The sequence below is a fragment of the Legionella sp. km772 genome, from assembly GCF_003989735.1.
In the GTDB taxonomy this organism is placed as follows: domain Bacteria; phylum Pseudomonadota; class Gammaproteobacteria; order Legionellales; family Legionellaceae; genus Legionella.
This window is the reverse complement of record NZ_RZGQ01000014.1, coordinates 1-23,361: the sequence shown is the minus strand read 5'-3', so window position 1 is coordinate 23,361 and position 23,361 is coordinate 1. Positions and strand designations below refer to the sequence as shown.

The window sequence follows — 23,361 nt, the reverse complement described above, 5'->3', positions numbered from 1 at the left end:
TGAATAACTACTAGAGCTTGTCTAAACGTGCTAATACTTTAACTATAACTCAGATCACTAGACAGCGATGGGGGTAGAAGATGTTTTTTATTGATGCGCTTGATAAGCTCAATAATTTCGGGATCTGCTAGCTGCTGATGCAGTCGTTGGAGATCAAGGCTTATAGCCTCAATCCGGCGGTTAAATGCGGTAATAGCCTTATCATCGCTCGAAGTATGCGAGTTATCCGTCTCATTAACTACGGCACGGGCAATATCGAGGGCTTGTTCATGCGAAATGAGTTCTTTGGTGAGGGCGATGAGTGCGGCATCGATTATCGATTTATAAATAAAAATGCCTTCAGCGGCAAATTGTTTAATTTCATCTGGACTTAGATTTTTTAGATCATGAATAAAAATGGCTGACATTGCAGCCCCAGCACTACGCAGCATCGCTCTAGCTACATCGATATCGGCTTCGCCATTATCGCCAAAAAAAATAAATTGATAGTCCGCGTACAATTTGGAAAATTTGTCAAAATTAGCTATTTTTCCTTTGCCGAGACTTTTATACATGCTTCCTGGCTGGGGCAAACAATGGAGGAAGTCACCCCATAAAATGAGTTGCTTCTCTAGCGCAATTCCAGCAAGGCGCAAAGCATCAGACGTAATTTTTTTCATTTTACTGCTGAGCGGCCTAAAGTGTTTAAATAAAGGCTGGCCGGGACGTGCCGTTAGAAAGGCACAAAGCGAGGCCTTGCGCCTCAGGGGTAAATCATCGTTACTATTCCCGTGAAGTAAGGCTTTATATAACTCCTTAATTCCAGGGTAGGGAGTAGAATTACTTTCATAACGGGGATCACGAGAGGATAAAAAAGTGTTATCGATATCAGAAATAAGCAGGCTGGGTTTTTCTTGGCGCTTTTCTGGCGAAACAGCTTGAAGGCTCGCTAAGCGCTCAATAATCGCATTACGTAAATTTTTACTAATGCTGCGCTCATAATGGAGACAGTTCATTAATATTTGCGGTGCTTTTAGTAACAAATCCTGGCGGTAATTCCATAGCTCATAGTCTTTTTTTGCCAAAATAGTTTCAAGAAAAGCAGTTTCAGGGGTAACAGAAGTAAAAAAATTGAATTTCAAAATGTGTCTTCCTGATTCTGCATGTTCAATATCTGAGCATTTTAGCAGCTCTATTCACTGATGTCAAAATATGTGCAATTGGTTCTTAATTTTTCCATATCAATTGATTGTGAAAGGGAGACAAGGGAAGATCATCAGCGACGCTTATTTTCGAGCCCCAGATAAAATCTTTAGGAATAACATTGTTGATCAGTATAAAGAGCCTATGGCTTGGTTAATCCATCGCTGAGCTATACTGCAAATAAAGTGAAAAAAACTAAACCGCTAAGTCCATTAAGGAATAAAGCGATCCCCCCACCAGGTCTTGGCGTCTGAGTTACTGTATTCAAAAAGGGTGGTTATCCACATCGCTAAAGTAAAGCTGTAATTTATTACTATTAAATCGTAATTAAAGGACTTTTTTTTTGTTAAGGCTTGTCTTAAATAACTGCGGGTCAATTGATAAGAAAAAAATAAGGAAAAAAATAGTGGTAAGGTGTTTGGGAGATCGGCTAAAACGCTTTTGCTTGTATGCCGGCTCATTACAATAAGTACTGCTACCTAGGCTATATAATAATAGGACGGAGAAAAATAAGGGTAATCTTAAGATTGATTAGTTGCGTTTTTATGTTAAGCCTTAAGTCAAAACAGTCTATCATCGTTGAAAATTAAAATAATTGCACACTTCCATGCCTTAAAAAAGCAGCTATTGCCATTTACCAGCTAATCGTTTTATTTTTGAACGGAAACCCCTAGTATTTCTCATTTTTTAGCCCTAGAATGAAATTTCATGGAGTACACAAGGAGTGTATATGAGCTGGTGGAGTTCATTTAAAGAAAAAGCAAGTGCAGCAGGTAATGGAGCTGTAAATGGGGCGAGTTGGCTTTGGAATAATGCGACTATAGCAAATGCTAGTGCTGCAGGGCAGGGGCTTGCCAATGGTGCAACTTGGTTATGGAATAATGCTACCCTAGGAACTATCTCGAATGCGGCATTTAAATTTACGGTAAATACTACCTTTCATATTTTGGAGCAGGGCTTAGCCTTACGTAAGGCGGTACCCACTTTATTGTATAATAAAGAGGCGCGCCAGATAGTGAATGGCTTTACCCATGTAGTAGTGCATGATGTGTTGCCCATCGTGACCATGAATGTAGTAAACAATCAAGTGCAAAATTATTTCCGGGATGGCTATGAAGAAAATGAGGCTTCTGCCGCCTATTCCTTGCTCATCAGCGTCCTTACTTTAGGAAATTATTTAGTCACTGCCTACACCTGGCGCCGAGGAACTGAATCCTTCGTCCGCGTTGCGGTGTTAGATTCTTTTGCGCCCGCCGCGTTTAATTCTAATAAAGCCATTACCCCGCCCTCTTTATGTGATGAGCTGGCCTGTAATACCAAAAGAAGGCTTAAAGGTTCCGGCAGGGAGTTGGGTATCTTATGGGCCAATGAAGCGTTGATCGCCGGTGTTAGCGCTATTCCCTACATAGGCACGCCAGCCTCTAAGGCGCTCACCGTAGTTAATAATGGGCGTTATATTACTCGTTCAGCGACTCCGGAACGTTGCGAGCGCCATAAGTTTATGGAACAAGAATTTGTGCTAGCCCTAGGCTTAACCTATGAGTTGGCTTCATGGTTGCTGGATCAAGGTTTAGAATCAACCACTGGTCCTATCCCTTATTTGTATTTAAGAACCCTAAGGCATATTTTATTGGCTCTTTCGGTTAACCTTGCGGCGCACATGGCCGTGCCTTTAGTTGAGCCTAAAGACGCCACCATCCCTGATCCTTTTCATTACTATGAGCGAGCTTGGCGATTTTTAATCGATGTATTTTGGGCTGGTTTATTAGTTAGAGTCCCGATTGATTTTAAACCTCAGCCTGGAGAGCAGCCCTTAATTCCTTTAGCCACGTCGCTACAAGCAGGCACGACTGTTTTCCAAAGTGATCTGGAGCGGGTCAATGCCACAAAATCTTATCCCCTCGTGAAAGCAGTTAAAGACCTGACTATACCTCCTTTATTTCGGAGCAGTTATCAATTTCCCAAAGATCCTGTATTAAAAGAATATTGGCCGGCCATTCGTGAAGGTGCTATTCGTATTTTCACAGGAATTGAGGTTAATGGGAAAACCAGGGTAGTCAAGACCTTAACGTGGAGTCCTAAAACGGCGGCTTTCATCTTAAATTATGAGTTAGGTGTGCCCGAAACCCTCACTAAAATTGCCTTAATGCTAAGTAAAGAACGCGATTTTTGGGCGCTCAGCCGCGCTTTAAAAGGATGGTTCGAGCGCCACCCCTCAACCTTAAAAAGCCTACTAGAAGAGCCCAAAACGCCCTTACTCGCACTCTTAGGAGATAAACCGCCCAGTCGTCTTGCGGAAGGTTTAGCTACCACTGAAGAGGTAGTCCCGGTAAAGCAATTAATATCGGATAAAACAGCAACTACAAACAATTCGGCCACCAGCATCGCCCAAATAAAATCGCTGCGCAAGGACAGCACTACGGTGGATACGGCTATAAGCCAATTAATTCCGGTTAGGGAGGTTAGGGATCAGACTGTAGTGGTCGGTGCGGATGATCCTTTGCGTTTTATGAGCACTCGTCGTAGAAAACCTCCGCAAGACAATGTAAAAATAGAGGAGCTCTCTGATGAGCAAAGTCTGGTTCTTCACTAGTTTTGAGTATTAAGTCCTAATATTAGTGCTGCAATAGTTTAATTAATGCACAAATATTGCCAAGGCTTTGGCAATAGTGGTATATTTATGAACTAATAATTTATTATTTTTGCCCGGCCATTTCATGTTTAAGGATTAGCTCAAATGCTAGTCCTCAAGCGTGGCTAGCTGCTGTCTTAATGGAATTACCTTGTATGACTTTTTCTTCTTCTGGGCAACAACGCTCTGGGTTTTTATTTTTATCAGTGAGTGCGATTACTTTTCTGATTTTACTGGTTAATGTTTCATTTAAAATTATATTATGGCATGGCTTAGTATTCACAGTGAGTAGTATAGTTTGTCCTTTAATAGCGGGGTTGTACTTATTAGCCCTAAGATTTTGTAGTATTAAAGAGCAGCGACATCTATTAAACAGTTCATTGATGGGGCTTTATCTTTTTTGTATTGGTGTATTCATCTTAGTAAACCTCCCTGCTTCAGAATACATGCATGATAATCCGGTTTATCAAATTATTTTTGACAATATGCCGAAAAAATTTTTTGCTACGACCATTTCCTTTGTGTTGAGTTTTTATCTCCCGCATCATTTATTTTGTAAAGAAGCGGGGGCGGTGATTAATTCACCCAAGCGCTGTGTCCTTCTGGCACTTATTGGAGGTTTATCCTTTTTCTCCTTTGATTTTTATTTTTTATTTGCAGGCCCCCACGCGCATAATTTTCAGCAAATTTTTATCGACTCTTTTATGGTCTCCTTATTGTTATCATTAATAATCGGTGTTGTTTATCTCTCTTTTGTCCTTGATAGCAAACATGATAAAAAAATGCAGCCTGCAAGTCTTGGACGCCGTGTTGCTTTCCCTTTATATCAATACTTAATTTTCTTTGCTGTCATTGTGATGCTCATGTGTTTGGCTTGTGAATACCGCATTATTACCTTTGGTAAAGATAATATTTTAACCGCCAGCTGCATTTTTTTCCCGATTACCATGATTGTTAGTACTGTATTATGTGAGCTGTGGGGCTATCGGGCGCATTTAAAATTAATTGTGGCTTTGATCGGTTCGCAATTACTGTTTGATAGTTTCTTATTGGCGGTTGCCGGTTTTCCTTCCCCCAGTTTTTTAAATTTAAATCCTTTTTACAATTATATTATTCCACGCCGCCTACCGGCAGCCTCACTTTCTTTATTAGTAACTTTTTTAGCTAATTCCTTGGTACTCCATTATCTGCAAGGCAGTAAATGGCAAATTCCGCGTTGGATACGCATTGTGTTAGCAAACCTTTGTGCAAGCTCTTTACTCTGTTTTGTGGATTACAGTTTGCTCTTTTGGGGGGTATATCCTGCTGAGCAAGTTATTAATTTAGCCCTGCATGTTTGGAATTATAAGCTAATCACTACGGTCTTATTTCTACCCGTTATTTTGTGGCTGTGTAAACTGTTAGAAAAAGACAAAGCCTTTTTATTAAAGAGTAGCGCGGCAATTTAAAGATCATAAAAGCACCTTGGCTCCATTTTTGAACCAAGGTGCCCGAAGCCTAAGCCTCTTTTTTCGTAGGTCGTTTCCAGCCATATAGGGTTTTTTGTTTCGATTCGCTAAGCGTTAATTCGCCAGGAGGAACATTACGGCGAATAGTACTTCCCGCTCCCACAGTTGCTTGGGCACCCACGGTAACGGGCGCCACTAATTGGGTGTCGGAGCCGATAAAGGCGCCATCTTCGATAATGGTTTGATGCTTGTTGACCCCATCATAATTGCAAGTAATGGTCCCGGCACCAATGTTTACTTCTTTACCAATGGTAACATCCCCTAAATAGCTCAAATGACTTGCTTTAGAGCCTTCATCAAATCGTGCTTTTTTGGTTTCAACAAAATTGCCTATTTTACAATTTGCAGCCAGTTGAGTTCCAACTCGTAGACGGGCAAATGGTCCTACCTGGCAATTTTCACCTATCGTACAGCCCTCAAGAACTGAATTGGCATGGATTTCACAGCCAGCCGCTAAAGTGACATCGGTTAAAACACAGTTGGGGCCAATAACGCAATTATCACCCAAGACCACGTTACCATTAAAAACCGAATTTATATCGATAAATACATCTTTACCACAATGCAGTTGGCCTCTTATGTCGATACGGGTGGCATCAGCAATTCCTACTCCTTGCTCCAATAATCGTTCTGCCGTTCGTTTTTGCCAAACTCGTTCTAATTCATGTAGCTGGAGGCGATTATTCACTCCTTGAATCTCAATATTGTCTTCCACGGTTAAGGAGCTAATGCTTAGTTGCTCATTAACGGCTATACGGATAATTTCGGTCAGATAATACTCTCCTTGGGCATTATCGTTACTAAGCTTGGGCAGCCAAGAAGCAAAATTGTCACTACTGGTACAGCAGATGCCCGTATAAATTTCTTTTATATTCTTTTCTTGCTTATTTGCATCTTTCTCTTCTACAATGGTAGAAATTTCACCTTGGTTGTTTCTCACAATACGGCCTAATCCATAAGGATTTTCAAGGCAGGCAACCAGGAGAGCTAGGCTGGATTGGCCTGTTGTTTTCATACTCTCAATTAATGACAAAAGAGTTTTTGTTTGGATGAGGGGCACATCAGCCGAAAGAACAAGTACCTGCGAATGGGGCGGAAGATGGGGTAAGGCTTGCATGACAGCATGGCCAGTACCTAATTGTTCTGCTTGATGAACCCAATGTACAGGCAAGTCAGGGAGGGCCTGCTTAATTTTCTCTCCTCCATGACCATAAATAACATGTATTGCATCAGGATTTAGTTGTAGTGCTGTTTCCACCACCCGCTCTAACATGGGTTTACCGGCAATGCGGTGTAGCACTTTAGGGGTATTAGAATACATCCGCTTACCCTGGCCCGCAGCTAAAATAATGATTTGTAAATTCATGAGATTTGTGATTTCCTAGGTTAATAACATCTAAGCTGTTGAATTAAACAGTCTGCCTTAATGTTATGAATAATGTAAAGACTGAGCAATAAAAAATTGCAAGCACAAGGAGTAGCGCAATGCCCACTATTTTTATAAAAAACCTAAAAGATTTAATTTTCGGTCAATTAAATATTCGCTGGAGCGCCCTTAACGCTCAGCAAACAGCGTATGATTACGGATTTCTTAAGCTTAGTAGCTTCGTACATGATACCATGTTGTCGGTGGAACAAGCAGATATTATTGCCAACCTGCAAAAGACCATTGTAGCCTTTAATGGAACAGGCAATGATCAAAAAGATAAAGAAAAACTCAAAGAACATATTGCCGAGGCAAAAAAAGCAGTTGAAACTGCACGTGTAGACCATGAAGCCGGAGCTACCTCAGATACCTTAACCTGTCTACAAGACGTCAGTAATGCTATCGAAAACTTTTATATGCAATTGCAAGACTTTCCTTTTCCCTTATTAGGTTTACAGGATGCCGCAACACCTGAATTTATTATTTACTCTCATGCATGTCATTACTTAGGACTAGCCAAATTTCAACCTGATCCACATTGCAGTATCGAAATAAGAAAACAAAAAGAACAAGCCTTATACAATCGTTTAGACAAATTAAAAAAAGCAATTCGACCGGAATATACTTTAGATGAACAAAGAGAAGTTGCCTTACAAGCTTTAAAAGATTTAGATCGGGATAATAATGATATTGTGAAGCCTAAAAAAGCGGTCTCGGTTCCTCTTGTTTCCGCTGGTTTTTCCTTATTTAGTATGCCGGTAAAAGCCCAAACCTCTTCGGTAGGAACTTTAGAGAAAGAAATATTACTGGCAACTAAAGAAATTAATGCCATGACTGTGGACACTTCAGCCTGTCCTAAACCTAAAGCGGCTACCATTGTACCGATGCTGGTAAGGACCACTTCCAAGGATGCGCAACTTGCAGCCGAGCTCGCCGCACAAGCAAAAGCGGTAGTAAAAACGGCCAGAGGGGGAGAGGTGCTCGCTGACGATGAGGAAGTGGTTCCGGTGTTGGTAACACTAGCTTCTCAAGAAGCAAGTGGCCTAGCTGAATCTCAAGCAAAAAAAGCCGTTAAACCTCCTGTTACTAAAGACGAAATTGAGGTTGATGATGAGCATCATCAAGAGGATGGTTATGAAGAGGATGGTTATGAAGAAGACGATAGTGTTGATAATGGCAATAGTAGGTCTTCTTCACCATCACGTTAACCTTAGCAGGGATAGAGTGGGGCATGGCCCCACCAATTATCAAGTCCAAAACCGGTCTTAGAAGCTTAGAACTAATATACGCGTTATAATGGTGCGAGCAATACTAAATCAAAAGTTTATAAGGCTAGCTCGCCGACTAAATTGGTTTGCATCAGTTTTTTAATTTCCGGAATGGGAAGCTTCTTACTCAATAAATAGAGTAATTTACAATGCGCTGCTTCCGGGGTCATATCATGGCCGCTAATTAATCCAACGTCTTTTAAGGCATGTCCGGTTGCGTATTGTCCCATTTCTACCCTGCCTTGTTGGCATTGGGTGCAATTAACAATGATCACGCCCTTTTGACAAGCCGCTTTCAGCAAAGTTAAAAAGCGCGGGTCATTATTTTGGGCATTGCCAGCACCATAGGTTTCTAGAATCAGTCCCTTTAGCGGCTGCTCTAAAATATAAGCTAAAACATCCGAAGCAAAACCTGGGAAAAGACGGAAATTCGCAATAAAACTAGGGGTGATGGTTTGGAGTTGAAACGCCTTATGAGGTTTTTTTAATAATAAATGCGGGTGTAATTCTATCTCAATACCGATAGAGGCCAGATGAGGGTAATTAAGGGAGTCAAAGGCATTAAATTGTTGGGCATTAGTTTTTTGGCTGCGATTGCCTCGCAATAGCCTTTGGTTAAAATAAATGCATACTTCATTTAAAGCCTGGTGGGCGCAAAGCCAAAGCGAGCTGGTCACATTATCAATGGCATCATTGCGCACCTCAGATAAGGGGATTTGGGAGCCGGTGACAATCACGGGTTTGGCCAAATTCTCTAACATAAAGGACAAGGCGGAGGCCGTATAGGCCATAGTATCGGTGCCATGGAAAATAATAAAACCGTCATAACGCTCATATTCTTTGGCGATGTCGGTGGCAATCATATTCCATTCATGCACGGTCATATTGCTTGAATCCAGTAGAGGGTTATACTCTTTAATCGTGTAGTCGGGCATCTCTGGATGCTTGAGATTAGGGATCTTGCTTAAGGCTTCAGCCACATAATTTGCTGCTGGGGCATAACCATGTTGGGTTTTTACGCAACTTATGGTGCCCCCGGTATTCAGAATTAAAATATGTTTTTTCATGAGTAAATGCGTTCATTTTTTTATTATTATAGAGCGCTTTTAACATAGCCCCATAATAAAATTAAAGTTAATTACAATTATATTTCAGGATCTCATTGCAAAACACTTGTACTTTATGGAAAATCAAAATATTAACAAGTAATTCTAAGCAGTGACATCATGGTAATTGATCGTGCCGGTTATCGGTTGAATGTGGGCATTGTCCTGGTCAACGAATCGGGTAGAGTGTTTTGGGGAAGACGAAGTGGGCATGACGCTTGGCAATTTCCACAAGGCGGTTTAGCTGCGGGTGAAACGTCGTTACAAGCCATGTTTCGGGAGTTGCATGAAGAAGTCGGTTTGGATAAGGCCGATGTTGAGGTGTTAGGCTCAACCAAACGTTGGTTAAAATACCGATTGCCTAAACAGTATTTACGCCATGGCAGCGAACCCTTAGTCATTGGCCAAAAACAAAAATGGTTTTTATTAAAATTGGTTTCCAACGAACAAAAAGTACGCTTGGATTTAAGTGATTCGCCAGAGTTTGATAGTTGGCGTTGGATTGATTTTCATGAGCCTTGCCAACAAGTTATTTTTTTTAAAAGACAGGTTTATATCCAAGCTTTAAAAGAATTAGAGCCTTTGTTAAAAACTCGTCGTACGCCTTATGGCCTAAAACGAAAAAAGAGGACAACAAATTTGTAGATGCTAAAAGTACTTAAACGAATAGTCCAGGACGTTACTGCCGCCAGTAATTTAGTCGATGCACTCGGGATATTGGTGCGGCACATTAATAAAGCCATTAATGCTGAGGCCGTTTCCGTTTATCTTATCGATAATAAAAATGCTGAATACGTTTTAATTGCAACCGAAGGACTTAATAAACAAGCGGAGTTCCGCGTACGCATAGGACTTGATCATGGGTTAGTCGGCTTAATTGGCCGGCGCGAAGAACCCATTAACCTGAAAGATGCTCCTTTTCATCCTGATTTTCATCATAATTCCTTATTAGGCGAAGAGCATCTCAACGCGTTTTTAGGTGTGCCGATTATTCAACACCGAAAACTCTACGGCGTGTTAATCGTTCAACAAACCGAGCCACGCGCTTTTGATGATGCTGAAGAGTCTTTTTTAATTACTTTAGCCGCGCAATTAGGCGGTATTATCGCGCATGCTGAAGCCACGGGAGAGCTCGCAGAACTTACCCAACCTAAACCTTTGGGGGTTGCCAAAGTTGAAGTAGCTCCAATTGCTCTAGTCGGTGTTGGCAGTGTTCCCGGAATTGGGATTGGTACTGCCATTGTGGTTTATCCCCCTTCTGATATTGATGCGGTCCCTCGTCATCCTGTGGATGATGTCGAAGGCGAGGTTAAGGTTTTCTATGAGGCTTTAGAAGCCGCTCGTGATGATATGCGCCGTTTAAGTAAGCGCATGAAGGCTACGGTAGCTGAAGAAGAGCATGCGCTATTTGATGTCTATTTACGTATCTTAGATAAGGACAGCCTAGGTGCTGAAGTAGAAGAGGTTATCCGCCAAGAAAAAATAAGTGCGCAAGGTGCCTTAGCTACGGTAATTAAAAAGCATGTGGCTCAATTTGAAAGTATGGAAGATGACTACTTGCGTGAACGCGCAAGTGATTTCCGTGATTTAGGCCGACGTGTTTTAGCCGAATTACAGTGGTCCCAACGTGAGGAAATTACCTATCCTAAACGCACTATTTTAGTCGGGGAAGAAGTCACTGCTGCCGCATTGGCCGAAATTCCAGAGGGGCATTTAGCTGGGGTAGTTTCGGCGCGGGGTTCTAATAACTCCCATGTAGCCATTTTGGGCCGTGCTTTAGGCGTGCCTACGGTGATGGGGGTAAGAGGACTAAAACTCGAGCAGATTTCTCGTAAAGCAGTTATTGTTGATGGTTATTATGGCCATGTGTATATTTCGCCTTCTAAATCCGTATTGAGCGAATTTAAGCAATTAGCGCAAGAGGAATATGATTTAAATCAAAGCTTAGTTAGCTTACGTGATAAGCCTGCGGAAACAACTGACAATTACCGGGTTTCCTTACAAGTTAATACCGGGCTTGCCATGGATGCTGGTTTATCCATGAGCGTTGGTGCTGAAGGCGTAGGCTTGTACCGCTCGGAAGTGCCGTTTATGAGTCGTGATCGCTTCCCTTCTGAGGACGAGCAAACGATCATTTACCGCCAAACCTTAAAAGCCTTTGCCCCTCGGTTTGTTACGATGCGCACCTTGGATATCGGCGGTGATAAGGTTTTACCTTATTTTCCAGTGGAAGAAGAGAATCCTTATTTGGGTTGGCGCGGTATTCGGGTCACCCTCGATCATCCCGATGTCTTTTTGATTCAGGTCCGGGCAATGATGCGGGCTAGCGAAGAACTTAATAACTTACGCATCATGTTGCCTATGGTGACTAACTTAAGTGAAATTGAAGAAGCCACCTATTTGATTGAGCAAGCATTTAATGAGTTATTAGAAGAAGGCTCTATTATTGAAAAACCTAAAATAGGCGTCATGATAGAAGTTCCTGCGGCAGCACACCTGGCTCGAGAAATGGCCAAACGAGTAGATTTTATTTCAGTCGGGAGTAATGACTTAACGCAATATTTACTTGCCGTCGATCGTAATAATGCTCGGGTGGCTGGTCTTTATGATGCCCTACATCCAGCCATGCTACGGGTTTTGTTAAAAATTGTCGAAGGAGGGCATGCCGCCGGGGTGGAGGTGAGTATCTGTGGTGAGATGGCCAGCGATCCTTTAGCAGTAATTCTGTTGATCGCGATGGGTTTTGATACCCTAAGTATGAACTCAGCCGGATTACCGCGAGTAAAATGGGTAATCCGAAATTTTGCGATTGCCAATGCGCGAAAAATTTTAGCCGAAGTATTGGAGTTTGAGCATCCCACCGAAATTCGCTTTCATTTACAAAAGGCCTTGGAAGAAGAGGGCTTAGGTGGCTTGATTCGTGCCGGGAAGTCTTCGCGGTGACCTTGTTATTTTATGAGACTATCTTCATCTTTATCGGTTTATTTGCCGGGTTGATGGCAGGTGCTTTAGGGCTTGGCGGTGGAATAGTTGTTGTACCAGGCCTAGTCTTTTTTTTTCAATTAACCGGCGTCATTCCTGCAGAATCCATCATGCACGTGGCTATTGCTAGTTCTTTAGCCGTTATTTTATTCACCTCTTTAGCCTCCTTAAATAGCCATCGACGGATGGGTGAAATAGCATGGCCAGTCTTTTCCAAATTAAGCCCTGGATTAGCTTTGGGCGCCTGCCTAGGTGCCCTTAGTTCGGCCTTTATACCCACTTCCGTGTTAAAAATTATTTTCACCGTATTCTTGTTTGGGGTAGCCTTAAAAATGGTCCTGGATTTACACCGTAGCCATGAGCCCCATTTTCTGCCCACCTGGCTTTATGTCCTGAGCAGCTTACTTATTGGCTGTATAGCTGCCATCTTAGGTGTGGGTGGTGGTGTTTTGCTTATTCCTTTCTTAACTTATGTAGGGATCGAGAGCCGGAAAATTGCCCCCCTTTCTAATTTAGGTGGACTCATCATTGCCACTGTAGGCATGGTGTTATTAATGATTGGCGGCTTTAATGAGATGGCTCATGTACCTTATACGCTTGGATATATTTATTGGCCTGCTGTCTTGGGGATTGCCATTCCTAGTAGCCTCATTGCTCCCTTTGGGGCAAAATTAAATTATATTTTACCCATGCATTACTTAAAGTATGGTTTTATTGTGATTTTAATTTTAACCGCTATTAAAATGCTCGTTTAAAAGGAAAGTATTAATTCATGTTTATTTACCCTTCGATTAATCCAGTGGCATTTTCGCTGGGTCCTGTGCAGGTCCATTGGTATGGCTTAATGTATTTAGTCGGTTTTGCTGGTGCGTGGTTATTAGCCTATTGGCGTGCCCAACATTATAAATTGGACTGGACGGCAGAACAGATAAGCGATCTTATTTTCTATGCCGCTTTGGGCGTTATCTTAGGTGGACGTATTGGTTATATGGTTTTTTACAATACCCAAGAGTTAATTCATCATCCGTGGATCTTAGTCAAAATTTGGGAAGGGGGTATGTCGTTCCACGGCGGTTTACTCGGGGTTATTCTGGCTATTTGGCTTTTTGCGCGTCGGTTCAAAAAGTCTATTTTGGCAGTAGGTGATTTTGTCGCACCGCTCGTGCCGCTTGGGCTTGCCGCCGGTCGAGTGGGTAATTTTATTAATGGTGAACTGTGGGGGCGGGTTACTGATGTGCCTTGGGCGATGGTTTATCCTCATGTTGATGATAAGCCACGCCATCCCTCCCAAATATATGAGTTTGGTTTAGAAGGTGTGGCTTTATTTTTATTAGTATGGCTTTATGCGGCAAAACCTAGACCAGAAGGTCGCGTGTCTGCGGTTTTCCTAATTGGCTATAGTTTTTGCCGGCTTATTGCTGAATGTTTTCGTCAGCCCGATGCACAACTGGGCTTTATTGCCTTTGGTTGGTTGACAATGGGTCAAATTTTATCTCTTCCTATGTTATTATTAGGCCTTTTTTTGTGGTGGCGGGCTAAACGATGAGAACCTATTTAGATTTACTCGAGCATATTTTGCAAGCAGGTGTGGAAAAAGAGGATAGAACCGGTACCGGTACTCTCTCCGTTTTTGGTCATCAAATGCGCTTTGATTTAAAGCTGGGTTTTCCGCTTGTAACGACTAAAAAACTCCATATGCGCAGTATTGTCCATGAATTATTGTGGTTCTTGCGCGGTGATACCAATGTGGCTTATTTACAAGAAAACGGGGTCACCATTTGGGATGAGTGGGCTGATGAAAAGGGTGATTTAGGTCCTGTATATGGTAAGCAATGGCGTAGCTGGCCTACCCCTGATGGTGGGAGCATCGATCAATTAAGCGAACTCCTCCAACAAATTAAAACTAATCCTAATTCACGTCGTTTATTGGTTAGTGCCTGGAATGTTGGCGAGCTCGATAAAATGGCCTTAATGCCTTGCCATGCCTTATTCCAATTTTACGTAGCCAATAAGCAATTATCCTGTCAGCTGTACCAACGCTCTGCTGATGTTTTTTTAGGTGTCCCCTTTAATATTGCCTCATATGCCTTGTTAACCCATATGATCGCTCAGCAGTGTGACCTTGAAGTGGGGGAGTTTATTTGGACAGGGGGTGATTGCCATCTTTATTTGAACCATCTTGAACAGGCAAGAACCCAATTATCCAGAGAGCCTTATCCTCTTGCGCAATTAAAGATCAAAAGAAAGCCTGCTTCTTTATTTGACTATGCTTACGAAGATTTTGAATTCAGCAATTACCAGGCACATCCAGCAATTAAAGCGCCCATTGCCGTGTAGTCAATTAAATGCCGTTAACCTAACGGCATTTTAGTACTTGAAGTGGCGACTAACTAGGTGTATCTATCCATTGGTTTTCTAATTTTTGCAGTTCTCCTTTGGCTTTTAATTGTTGCAGGATCTGGTTAATTTTCTTGGTCAGGGGCGAACCTTTTTTTAAGGCTAGGGCATACCCTTCATTTGACTTACCCAAGATGGAAGAAGCCAAGTTATTATTTTTAGCGCTAAATGCCTTACCTTGCACCCCATCCATCAGTACCAAATCAACATAGCCTGCTGAGAGAGCCTCAATGGCTTGATTATTAGTATCAAAAGCGACAATTTCATTGTGCGGGTAATGTTGGTGCGCCCAGAGATCAAGAACACTGCCCAATTGGACGGCAATTTTTTTATTCTTAATATCCTTTTTATCGTTAATAATTTGATTTTTAGGAAAGACTGCAGCCATAGTTTCAAAATAATAAGTAATCGAAAAATCAAAATTCTTTTTGCGTTCTTCAGTGACGGTGATCGTTGAAATAGCCAGGTCATCTTGGCCAGAATTGAGGGCAGGCAGGACTGCACTAAAAGACCTATTATCGAAAACTGCATTTTTACCTAATTCTTTAGCAATAAGGCGGGCTAGGTCTATATCAAACCCTTGGATATTTCCTTTGCTGCTGTATTCAAAAGGTGGGTAATCAGCGCAGGTGGAAAATCGCAGCTCGTCATCCTCCTTCTCTTCACTACACGATACAAGTAACAGGCTAAAGAACAGAGAAAATAAGAAAATCAATGCTTTCATTTGAATTTAAATCCACAAAAAAACCATTTTATGAATATAAAGTGGAAGCCTTGTTCTGTCAAGCTAAAATGAATATAATTTCATGTAATTAGATTTGTATTCATTTGGAGGGTGTGCATGACTCATGATGGGCTAGTGGATGATTTGATTTTAAGTATTGTACATAGCGAAGCTATTGCTGAGCAAAGCGACTTACAAAACAGCCTAAGAAAAAGAGGGCATGAAATGCCTCAGGCTACCTTGTCACGCCGTTTAAAAAAACTAAATATCGTAAAAGTTAGCGGTTTATATAAAGTTATCGATTACAAACAACCAGGCCTGCCTCTGGTATTAAATGTACAAGTGTCAGAGTTTGGCTTAATTGTCTTACAAACTCATCCTGGAAACGCCAATAGCTTAGCTTATTACATTGATCGTAAATACGTCTCTTTTGCTATCCATGAGCAAAATAACTCTGGTATTTTAGGCACCATCGCCGGTGATGATACCGTACTATTGATTCTTAAATCCAAAGAAGACCACGCCCGAGTTTATGCTTTACTGCAAGAAGAGTTTCCTTATCTCTTTTATTAATGCGGATATCTGGGGCGCTTTCCTTAAAGCGGGGAGCCTCCCCAAATTACAGCTACTTGTCAATTGCTAAGTTTGGTACCCATTCTTTACGAGCATGTTAGCTTGCAGCTCTTTTTGGGCAGTTTTTCTTTGTAAGCAATAAATACCTAAGGCTCCAAGGACAGCGCAAACAGGGATTAAACTTAAGGCGTATTGAAAGGTTGCTAAGGAATAAATTTTAAGTCCTTGGCCGTCTACCGTACCTGTCCAAAAGCCATCCATTAATTTTCCGATTAAGGTATGGAAAAAGGAGCCTCCGAGCATGTTAATACAATTTAAAAACGCAACAGTGATGCCTAATAAGGCAGGGTTAACTAAGCGGGAGCCCGCGGCAAAAACAATCACTTGATAACAGCAAAGCAGGCCGATCGTAAAAAATAAAGTACATAACGTCAGCCAGTTACCCAAGCAGTTGGAAAGCAAAAGGCTAAACATCAAAGCCAGACCTAAGCCGCACCCGCCAAGGACCTTAAAATTGCCCACTCGTTTTGCCAACAAGGCAAGTAATGGTCCGCCAAACAGCATGCCAATGTAGATGAATGAACATAATAAAGCAGCATCCGCTTTATTAAAAGAATAGGCCTGCATTAAATAGGACACGCCCCAAACGTCAGCAAAACCTTCTAAAGCACCTACCATTAATAAATTCGCTATAGCTAAAAGCCAGATGGATTTGGACGATAAAAGACTTTTTAAATTAGCTATTTTTAAAGAGTTGGCTTGGTTGTTTTCTAAGTCCGAGGGCTTTCTTAAAACAAGTACCACCGCAAACGCGATAAAAATTGAAAATAATGATAAGGCAAGAGCAATAAAATGACTATCATAATGGCTGAGCAAAAGACTCAAGGGTTTACCGCCATAAACAGCTCCTAATAAACCAAAAGTGAAAGATAACCCAATCATATTGGCATAGTGTTCCTTTTTGAACCATTCGGAAACCACTTGGGAGACACCAAGGAAACCCACTGCAGACCCAGCTCCAATTAAAAAACGGCTGAATAAGGCCAGATAAAAATTATTAGTGGAGCTAAACAAGAGCATGGCTAAGCCACACAAGACGGCGAAAGTCGAAATAATGGTTCGTGCACCATATCTTTGTAGTAAGATGGCGATAGGGATTTGCATCCCTGCATACCCATAATAATAGCTCGCGGCTAGCAAACCAAAACTTCCAGCATCAATAGAAAATTGGGCCATGAGGGGCTGCATCATTAAACCCGGCCAAAGACGTAAGATAAACTGATAAGCAAAAAAGAACAGCGGGAATAACCACATCAAAAAGGCTTTATATTGGTGAACCATTAAAAATCTCCCGAAACGAGCGCTAATAAAAATGTCTAGTTCATAATTCGTAAGCTCCCCCTAGAGGGGCGGAATTATGAAATAGCATGCACCACTCTAGGGGAGGGAGGGCATAATAATAATGCTTACAGAAAGGTTTTTATTCCCATGAACGGCAGCGGCAAGTGCTATCTCTGCGGAGGAGGCTGCAGGAAGTAGCTTCTTGATTAAGGGCTGTATGTTTGAGTTCATGGTGATTAGTTAGACATAATAATGCAAATAAGAATAGCAAGATGTGCGTTCAATTGTCAACATGCAATTAATATGTTTAGCTCTTTACTAGTGAACGGATAATGTCCGGCAAGGGCACGGATTTTCCTTGGGCATAATCTACCCAGACAATTTTACTCATGCCATGGCTCATTAAGATTTCGCCTTGATAAAGATGATGATCCATCACCATACTGGAGTTGCCAATACTATGGATACTGCTGCGTAGGGTTAGGGTTGCGGGATAAACTACAGGTTTTAAAAAGGTGGCTGAAACTTGGATAACAACAGGACCAGTAGTCCCGGTCATGGGTAGATTGAGGTCTTTTAACCATTCGATCCGCGCTTCTTGAAAATAATCCAGATAACGGCTGTTGTTGACATGGCCTAAAGCATCCATATCACCCCAAGCAATAGCAAAGGTTTTTTCATGGATGTTAATTGCTTTTTCGCTCATGATAAGTCCATAGGATCGACATCCACATTCCAGCGGATGCCCGTAGTTAATTTATTCATTGTTAACCATTCCCGCATTTGTGTCAAAGCGCTTTTTAAAGCAGGCCTTGAAGCAGATTTTATTAATAATTGCATGCGGTATTGATTGGCTTTGCGGGCAAGAGGAGCCGGCGCAGGCCCCATAATGCACAGGGAAGGTATTTGTAGGTATTGCTTAGTGGCTAATAATAACTGGGTTACTGCCGCAGGGGATTTACCTTGTGCTCTTAAAACGGCCAAAAAATGAAAAGGCGGTAACGCCGCTTCTTGGCGTAAATCAAGCAAGGCATTAGCAAAGGGTTCATAACCTTGTTGCACTAATAGATTAAGAAGAGGGTGCTGTGGTAAATGGGTTTGAATCAGTACCTCTCCCGCTTCTTCTGCCCGTCCTGCCCGTCCTGCCACTTGTGTCAGCAATTGGCCTACATGCTCAATAGCGCGAAAATCCGGATTGTAAAATCCGGCATCGGCATCAAGAATAACCACCAAAGAGAGGCGGGGAAAATGATGGCCTTTTGCTAACATTTGCGTCCCTACAATAAGTTGCGCCTCGCCTTGGGTAATTTTCCCTAACTGTTCGGCAAAGGCATTTTTTTTCCGTGTTTCATCTTTATCAATTCGTAAGACTTTGACCTCGGGAAAATAAGCACTCAAATACTCATGCACTCGCTGGGTACCCACCCCTACAGGAATGAGCTCTTGGCTTGCGCAATTTAAACACTGAGTTGGAGGGCGATAGCTTAAACCGCAGTGGTGGCAATGCATTTGCCTGCTTTGCTTATGTAAGGTTAAATGGCTGTCACAGGCTTTGCAATCCATTATCCATCCGCATTGATGGCAAAGGACCACGGGAGCAAAGCCTCGGCGATTTATAAAGACTAGCACTTGGTTGTTATTCGCTAAATGTTTTTTTATGACGTCTAAGGTGGGGGTTGCTAAGCCCTCATGAAGGTTTTGGGCACGTAAATCAATAATTTGATAATGGAGTGGGGTGGTCGTTAAAGCCTTGTTAGGCAGCTCTAACAAGGTATATTTCTGCTGTTTGCAATTATATAAACTCTCTAAACTGGGAGTTGCTGAGCCTAAAATAATAGGGATATTGGCCCTATGCGCACGCATTAATGCCGTATCCCGCGCGGAATAACGCACCCCGTCCATTTGTTTAAATGAAGTATCATGTTCCTCATCAATAATAATCAAACCTAAATGAGGCATCGGCGTAAAAATAGCGGCGCGGGTTCCGATAATAATGTTTACCTGATTCTCTTTAGCCGCTTGCCAGGCAATTTGTCGTTCTGATTCGTTGAGATTAGAATGAATCACGGCTATTTTTTGTTGAAATCGTTCTTGGAATCGGGCTAGTAATTGAGGAGTTAAGCCAATTTCCGGCACCAGTATTAATACTTGTTTATGGTGGTCTAAAACCTCATTGATGGTGTGGAAGTACACTTCGGTTTTACCACTTCCCGTTACCCCGTTTAATAAAAAACAATGGTAGTGGTGCAGTTGTTGTTTTATGGTGTTAAATGCTGCTTCTTGTTCAGGATTTAAGTGCAGGATTTTGGTCGTTTTGCTGGCTGCAGAGGGCTCGTAAGTTTTAATTTGCTGCGATAATTCAATAAGGCCAAGTTCCAATAAAGGTAGGAGCTGGCTCGAGGTAAATCCCTGCGCGCTTAAGTCTGCTTTTGTAATAGCTTGGTCCTGTTCATTGAGCCAAGAAATTAGGGCTCTTTGCTTTGATGCCCTGCTGTTTATTTGTTTTAAGGCCTCTGCTGCTGGCATAACAAGCTGGTAACAATCGGTTTTTGGCAGCTCGCATGGAGAACCCAAGCGATATTTTTTGGGTAATGCTAAGGCTATAACCTCCGATAGTGGGGATTGGTAATACTGCGCTATCCATAAGCACAAATTTAACATGTCGCCATCAATTAATGGCCCATCGTCAATAACCTCCACAATCTCTTTAAGCGCTTTGCTAGCGGTCGAAGACTCATATTCGTCAATGACGATGCCCAATTTTTTTTGGTTGCGAAAAGGCACCCATACTCGAGCACCAATACAAGGGAGGCATGATCCTGCCAGGTAATCAAAAAAATCTCGATGCGTATTCGGTATACAGACCTTATACCGCCTCATTTAGCTTCTTTGCCATTCATGGCTTGCCGATTGACCTGGTGCAGAGAATACCTTGACTAGCACTTTATCAATTTTATGTTTATCAAGCTCAGTGCGATCATGGATTAATTCATTGACAAACCAACGCGATAATTCTTCAACAGTGATATTGGTTAAGGGTAATAAGGTAAGGTCTTCCTTTAAAAAAGGAATCTTTTTATGGTTAAAGGTGAAATAGTAATAATCCTCATCTTCTGCATAAGCTAAAAAAGGGGAAAATTGCGGCATTAAAAAGGTTTGATTTAATTGTCGACAAAGTTTGTGAACCCGTTCTTTATAATAGCGGTAATCAAAGGTCATCCCGTTTTCCTCAACCCAAAGACTTAATGCTAAATAAACGCGATACATATGACCATGCAAGGGTTCTCGTTCTGTGGCTGAAAAGATAGTAGTGTGGCCCGCAGAAAACTTCATCGATTCTTTTTCTAGCTCAATGGTGGTTAGGTATCTTGCCATTTATAAGCTCACTCGTTTATCGTTTAAGAGAAAGCCAGTTAAAGGGATTGCAAGATTTTTGGTTAAGGCAATCACTTTAAATAACTCGCCCATTTCATTTTCTTGGATTAATTGTTTTGCAGCTTGCTTGGCGCGAAAAGCTGCGTGCTCCTCTTTGATACTATTAACAAAGTGTAGCAGACCATTGGCGAGTAAAAAAGAACCTTGGTTGGTGTAACCCGCTACATGAAAGCCGGCATTTTGCCCTGCTTCGGCAACATGGGTAAAATCTACATGGGCGGTAATATCTTGCTCGCCCACATGGATAAGTGGGTTGGTGTGAGCATGATGTTGATAATGGCACATTAGCGTGCCTTGATTACGATCGGGATGATAATATTCATGGCGAGGGAAACCGTAATCGATGAGCAAAACGAGCCCTTGGTTTAACAGCTGATACAACTCCTTAATCCAATCGTCAATAAATAAATTAACTTCAGAGAGGTAAGGTGAACCTAGGCTAGGCAGTTTGTCTTGCAGGTAAGTTAGTAAACGGGCATTAGTGGTGGGCAGAAAGTGCTCACTGAGTTGGCCTTGGGCATCTATCCGCACATAACTTTCTAAAACTTTATTTTCAACCCATTTAAACCGATGAATGGGCATAGCATCTAACACTTCATTGGCAATAATTACCCCATTAAATGACTCATTAGGCCATTGCTCCAGCCAGTGTATTTTTTCGGCTAAATGGGGGATTCTTTGCTGGACGAGCTCTTGTTGACCATGCCGCAAATGAGCGCTTAATTCTAAAATAAAATAATGCTCCGGTAGGCAGTTTACCCGCTCTAACTGTTCTAATAGTGTAACGCATAAAGCCCCGGTTCCTGCGCCAAATTCTAAAATGTTTGGCGAAGGTACCATCGATAAAATTTGTTGGCACTGATTGGCAAGGGTATAGCCAAATAAAGGACTTAATTCTGGCCCCGTAATGAAATCACCTTGCGCACCAATTTTAGTTAGGCCTGAGCTGTAGTAGCCTAACTGGGGCTCATACAGAGCCAATTGCATAAATTCAACAAAAGGGATTTCTCTTTTTTGAGTTAAGTGCTGCTGCAGGTGTTGGAATAAGCTCATATAAATTCAGGCTCGGAAAAATGGTGCCACCTTACCCTGAATCTAAAAAACAAACAAGAGTAGCGGCAGGCAATAATCATTAAGGTTTAGTAGATAAAAACTCTTGAATTTGCGCTATGGAGGCTAAAGTATAAAACTGGCTTAATTGCTCGCTGGTTAATTCATGCCGAAAGTAATAGCGGACTAGGGATTTACTTTGTAATAGTGCTTTGTACTCGTCTTCTAATTGAGCTAAGGCTTGCAGATGCGTTATAAAAAGGTCTATTTTTTTTTGCTTGGTTATACTTAATTTGCCTTGTTGCAGTAATTCTTGATAAAGCCAGGGATGGCCACTGCCACCCCGGGCTATCATATAGGCATCGCAAGCTGTTTCTTTTATCGCACGCGCTAAATCTTCGGGATGGCGGATATCGCCATTAGCGATAACCGGAATAGAGCTTAGCTGTTTAATTTTAGCTATTTGGTTTAGATCACAGGCTATATCATAATCATCTTGCCAACGTCGACCATGTACAATCAGTGCATCTGCCCCTGCGTCTATTATTTGTTGGGCAAGATTTAAGTCCTGATCATTCCCCTGAATACGAATTTTAACCGTTAGTGGAATACTGATAGCCTTTCGTACTTTTTGAATAATGGCGCTTAATTGTTTAGGTTGTTCAAGTAGGGCGCTCCCCGCTCCTTTTTTGCGGATTTTAGCCTTAGGACAACCGCAATTAATGTCTATTAAATCAGCACCCTGTTCCTGCAAAAACAAAGCAGCTGCAGCCAGTATTTCAGGCTCAGTCCCAGAAATTTGATAAGCAAGGATTTTCTCTTGAGGGTCTCGATATAGATAACGAGATTGCTTGCTGTGCTTGTATAGAATATCCCGTGCGGAACTCATTTCGCTAACACAATAAGCTGGGGGAATAAATTGGTTAAAGAGAACTCTAAAAGGCGCACAACTGTAGCCTGCCAGCGGACCTTGGATAAGTCTATGCGGTAATTTTAAAGAAGCAATTTGCCAGGAACTATTGATAAAAGCGTGCATCAAATTAATTAACAGATATAATGACCTCTATTTTAACATAAATGTGCCAGAGTATGGATCGTCGTTATTTATCACCCTTAGAATTATTGAGTACCTCATCGCAACACGCATACTCCGCCGATTATTTATTGCGCCATGTCGCTTTAGGCGAGCTGCAACGCGGTGATGGCATTGATGTCTTAGCACCAGTTGTCTCCTTAATGTATCAAGCGTTCCAATTACTCTTTAAAGCTTATTGTTTGCATGATCATCGTCCCGTTAAAGAATATAAAAATTTGGTCGAATTAATGGAGTTAAATGCTCACCTTGGTTTATCAAGCCAAGAGATGGCCTTATTAAAAACCTTGTCACGGCAATATGCTTTTCATAAAGGGGTAGATTACGAGCTTTGGGAAAATCAGCAGCAACTGCACGTTTTTTGTGAAAAAATTCTTTCTCTCTATGAGAGGGTGCAGTTAATGATGCCGCTGGAACTACAAGGTGATTATTTTTCCTAAGTTATTAATGGCTCCAACTACCGCTTATTTCTTTGTTCCTATAACCTTATTCGCTGATCGTGTGAGGATTTTGACTTAGTTTTAGTAACTCATGTTACGCACGGTCAATTTTAAGCTGCCATATTTTTAAGCTCCTGCCAAGCAATCTGGTTCGCTCTAAGAATCAATTTGTACTTAATAGCAAAGTGATTTAAATGAGTTTTT

21 protein-coding genes are annotated in these 23,361 nt (G+C 41.7%); 10 read left to right on the top strand and 11 right to left on the bottom strand.

The features are described from left to right. Positions 1–38: 38 nt before the first annotated feature. Entirely contained in the window at positions 39–1,121 is a 1,083-nt protein-coding gene (locus ELY15_RS03215; protein WP_127098207.1) for a hypothetical protein, read from the bottom strand. 273 nt (positions 1,122–1,394) lie between these two features. Next, the gene (locus tag ELY15_RS03210) at positions 1,395–1,643 is read right to left on the bottom strand and encodes a hypothetical protein (RefSeq protein WP_127098206.1); all 249 of its coding nucleotides are present in this window, start codon (positions 1,641–1,643) and stop codon (positions 1,395–1,397) included. Between the two features lie 269 nt (positions 1,644–1,912). On the opposite strand from ELY15_RS03210, the gene ELY15_RS03205 reads away from it, so the two are divergent. Continuing rightward, on the top strand, positions 1,913–3,775 hold the full coding sequence (locus ELY15_RS03205; protein ID WP_127098205.1) for a hypothetical protein: 1,863 nt from the start codon (positions 1,913–1,915) through the stop codon (positions 3,773–3,775). Positions 3,776–3,969: 194 nt separating this feature from the next. Continuing rightward, positions 3,970–5,262: a VUT family protein gene (locus tag ELY15_RS03200; protein ID WP_127098222.1), complete on the top strand. Its 1,293-nt coding sequence runs from the start codon at positions 3,970–3,972 to the stop codon at positions 5,260–5,262. Positions 5,263–5,311: 49 nt separating this feature from the next. Here ELY15_RS03200 and glmU read toward each other — a convergent pair whose 3' ends face one another. Next, the gene (gene glmU / locus ELY15_RS03195; RefSeq protein ID WP_127098204.1) at positions 5,312–6,688 is read right to left on the bottom strand and encodes a bifunctional UDP-N-acetylglucosamine diphosphorylase/glucosamine-1-phosphate N-acetyltransferase GlmU; all 1,377 of its coding nucleotides are present in this window, start codon (positions 6,686–6,688) and stop codon (positions 5,312–5,314) included. A gap of 119 nt (positions 6,689–6,807) precedes the next feature. Between glmU and ELY15_RS03190 the strand changes: the two genes are divergently transcribed. Further along, positions 6,808–7,956 (top strand): hypothetical protein, encoded by a 1,149-nt coding sequence (locus ELY15_RS03190; RefSeq protein WP_127098203.1) that lies wholly within the window; start codon positions 6,808–6,810, stop codon positions 7,954–7,956. A 116-nt stretch (positions 7,957–8,072) separates the two neighbouring features. Here ELY15_RS03190 and ansA read toward each other — a convergent pair whose 3' ends face one another. Continuing rightward, complete coding sequence (ansA, locus tag ELY15_RS03185) at positions 8,073–9,083, bottom strand: asparaginase (protein ID WP_127098202.1); 1,011 nt, start codon at positions 9,081–9,083, stop codon at positions 8,073–8,075. 159 nt (positions 9,084–9,242) lie between these two features. On the opposite strand from ansA, the gene ELY15_RS03180 reads away from it, so the two are divergent. From ELY15_RS03180 to thyA, 5 genes are read left to right on the top strand one after another with little or no spacing between them, the layout of a single operon-like run. Then, positions 9,243–9,767, top strand: a complete 525-nt coding sequence (locus tag ELY15_RS03180) for an RNA pyrophosphohydrolase (protein ID WP_127098201.1) — start codon at positions 9,243–9,245, stop codon at positions 9,765–9,767. Further along, entirely contained in the window at positions 9,768–12,065 is a 2,298-nt protein-coding gene (gene ptsP, locus ELY15_RS03175) for a phosphoenolpyruvate--protein phosphotransferase (protein ID WP_127098200.1), read from the top strand. Next, the gene (locus ELY15_RS03170) at positions 12,062–12,859 is read left to right on the top strand and encodes a sulfite exporter TauE/SafE family protein (RefSeq protein ID WP_233586495.1); all 798 of its coding nucleotides are present in this window, start codon (positions 12,062–12,064) and stop codon (positions 12,857–12,859) included. Before ptsP ends, ELY15_RS03170 begins: the two co-directional genes overlap by 4 nt. A 17-nt stretch (positions 12,860–12,876) precedes the next feature. Then, positions 12,877–13,650 carry a prolipoprotein diacylglyceryl transferase gene (gene lgt / locus ELY15_RS03165; protein ID WP_127098199.1) on the top strand — a complete coding sequence of 258 codons (774 nt, stop codon included), beginning with the start codon at positions 12,877–12,879 and terminating at the stop codon, positions 13,648–13,650. Next, positions 13,647–14,441 carry a thymidylate synthase gene (gene thyA, locus ELY15_RS03160; protein WP_127098198.1) on the top strand — a complete coding sequence of 265 codons (795 nt, stop codon included), beginning with the start codon at positions 13,647–13,649 and terminating at the stop codon, positions 14,439–14,441. Before lgt ends, thyA begins: the two co-directional genes overlap by 4 nt. Before the next feature lie 49 nt (positions 14,442–14,490). Here the strand turns inward: thyA and ELY15_RS03155 are convergent, their stop codons facing one another. Then, the gene (locus tag ELY15_RS03155) at positions 14,491–15,225 is read right to left on the bottom strand and encodes an ABC transporter substrate-binding protein (protein ID WP_127098197.1); all 735 of its coding nucleotides are present in this window, start codon (positions 15,223–15,225) and stop codon (positions 14,491–14,493) included. Between the two features lie 117 nt (positions 15,226–15,342). Here ELY15_RS03155 and ELY15_RS03150 point away from each other — a divergent pair, with 117 nt between their 5' ends. After that, positions 15,343–15,798, top strand: coding sequence for an arginine repressor (locus ELY15_RS03150; RefSeq protein WP_127098196.1), 456 nt, complete (start codon positions 15,343–15,345; stop codon positions 15,796–15,798). 66 nt (positions 15,799–15,864) lie between these two features. On the opposite strand, the gene ELY15_RS03145 is transcribed toward ELY15_RS03150, so the two are convergent. The 6 genes from ELY15_RS03145 to ELY15_RS03120 form a co-directional block, all read right to left on the bottom strand. Beyond that, positions 15,865–17,139 carry an MFS transporter gene (locus ELY15_RS03145; RefSeq protein ID WP_127098195.1) on the bottom strand — a complete coding sequence of 425 codons (1,275 nt, stop codon included), beginning with the start codon at positions 17,137–17,139 and terminating at the stop codon, positions 15,865–15,867. A 307-nt stretch (positions 17,140–17,446) separates the two neighbouring features. Next, on the bottom strand, positions 17,447–17,845 hold the full coding sequence (locus tag ELY15_RS03140; protein ID WP_127098194.1) for a thioesterase family protein: 399 nt from the start codon (positions 17,843–17,845) through the stop codon (positions 17,447–17,449). Further along, the gene (locus ELY15_RS03135; protein ID WP_127098193.1) at positions 17,842–20,019 is read right to left on the bottom strand and encodes a primosomal protein N'; all 2,178 of its coding nucleotides are present in this window, start codon (positions 20,017–20,019) and stop codon (positions 17,842–17,844) included. Before ELY15_RS03135 ends, ELY15_RS03140 begins: the two co-directional genes overlap by 4 nt. Further along, on the bottom strand, positions 20,020–20,514 hold the full coding sequence (locus ELY15_RS03130; RefSeq protein WP_127098192.1) for a 6-carboxytetrahydropterin synthase: 495 nt from the start codon (positions 20,512–20,514) through the stop codon (positions 20,020–20,022). Then, on the bottom strand, positions 20,515–21,627 hold the full coding sequence (locus tag ELY15_RS03125) for a class I SAM-dependent methyltransferase (protein WP_127098191.1): 1,113 nt from the start codon (positions 21,625–21,627) through the stop codon (positions 20,515–20,517). Between the two features lie 79 nt (positions 21,628–21,706). Next, positions 21,707–22,660, bottom strand: coding sequence for a tRNA-dihydrouridine synthase (locus tag ELY15_RS03120; protein WP_127098190.1), 954 nt, complete (start codon positions 22,658–22,660; stop codon positions 21,707–21,709). 53 nt (positions 22,661–22,713) lie between these two features. Between ELY15_RS03120 and ELY15_RS03115 the strand changes: the two genes are divergently transcribed. Next, a complete protein-coding gene (locus ELY15_RS03115) occupies positions 22,714–23,157 on the top strand; it encodes a hypothetical protein (RefSeq protein WP_127098189.1) in 444 nt (147 codons plus the stop codon). Positions 23,158–23,361 lie beyond the last annotated feature (204 nt).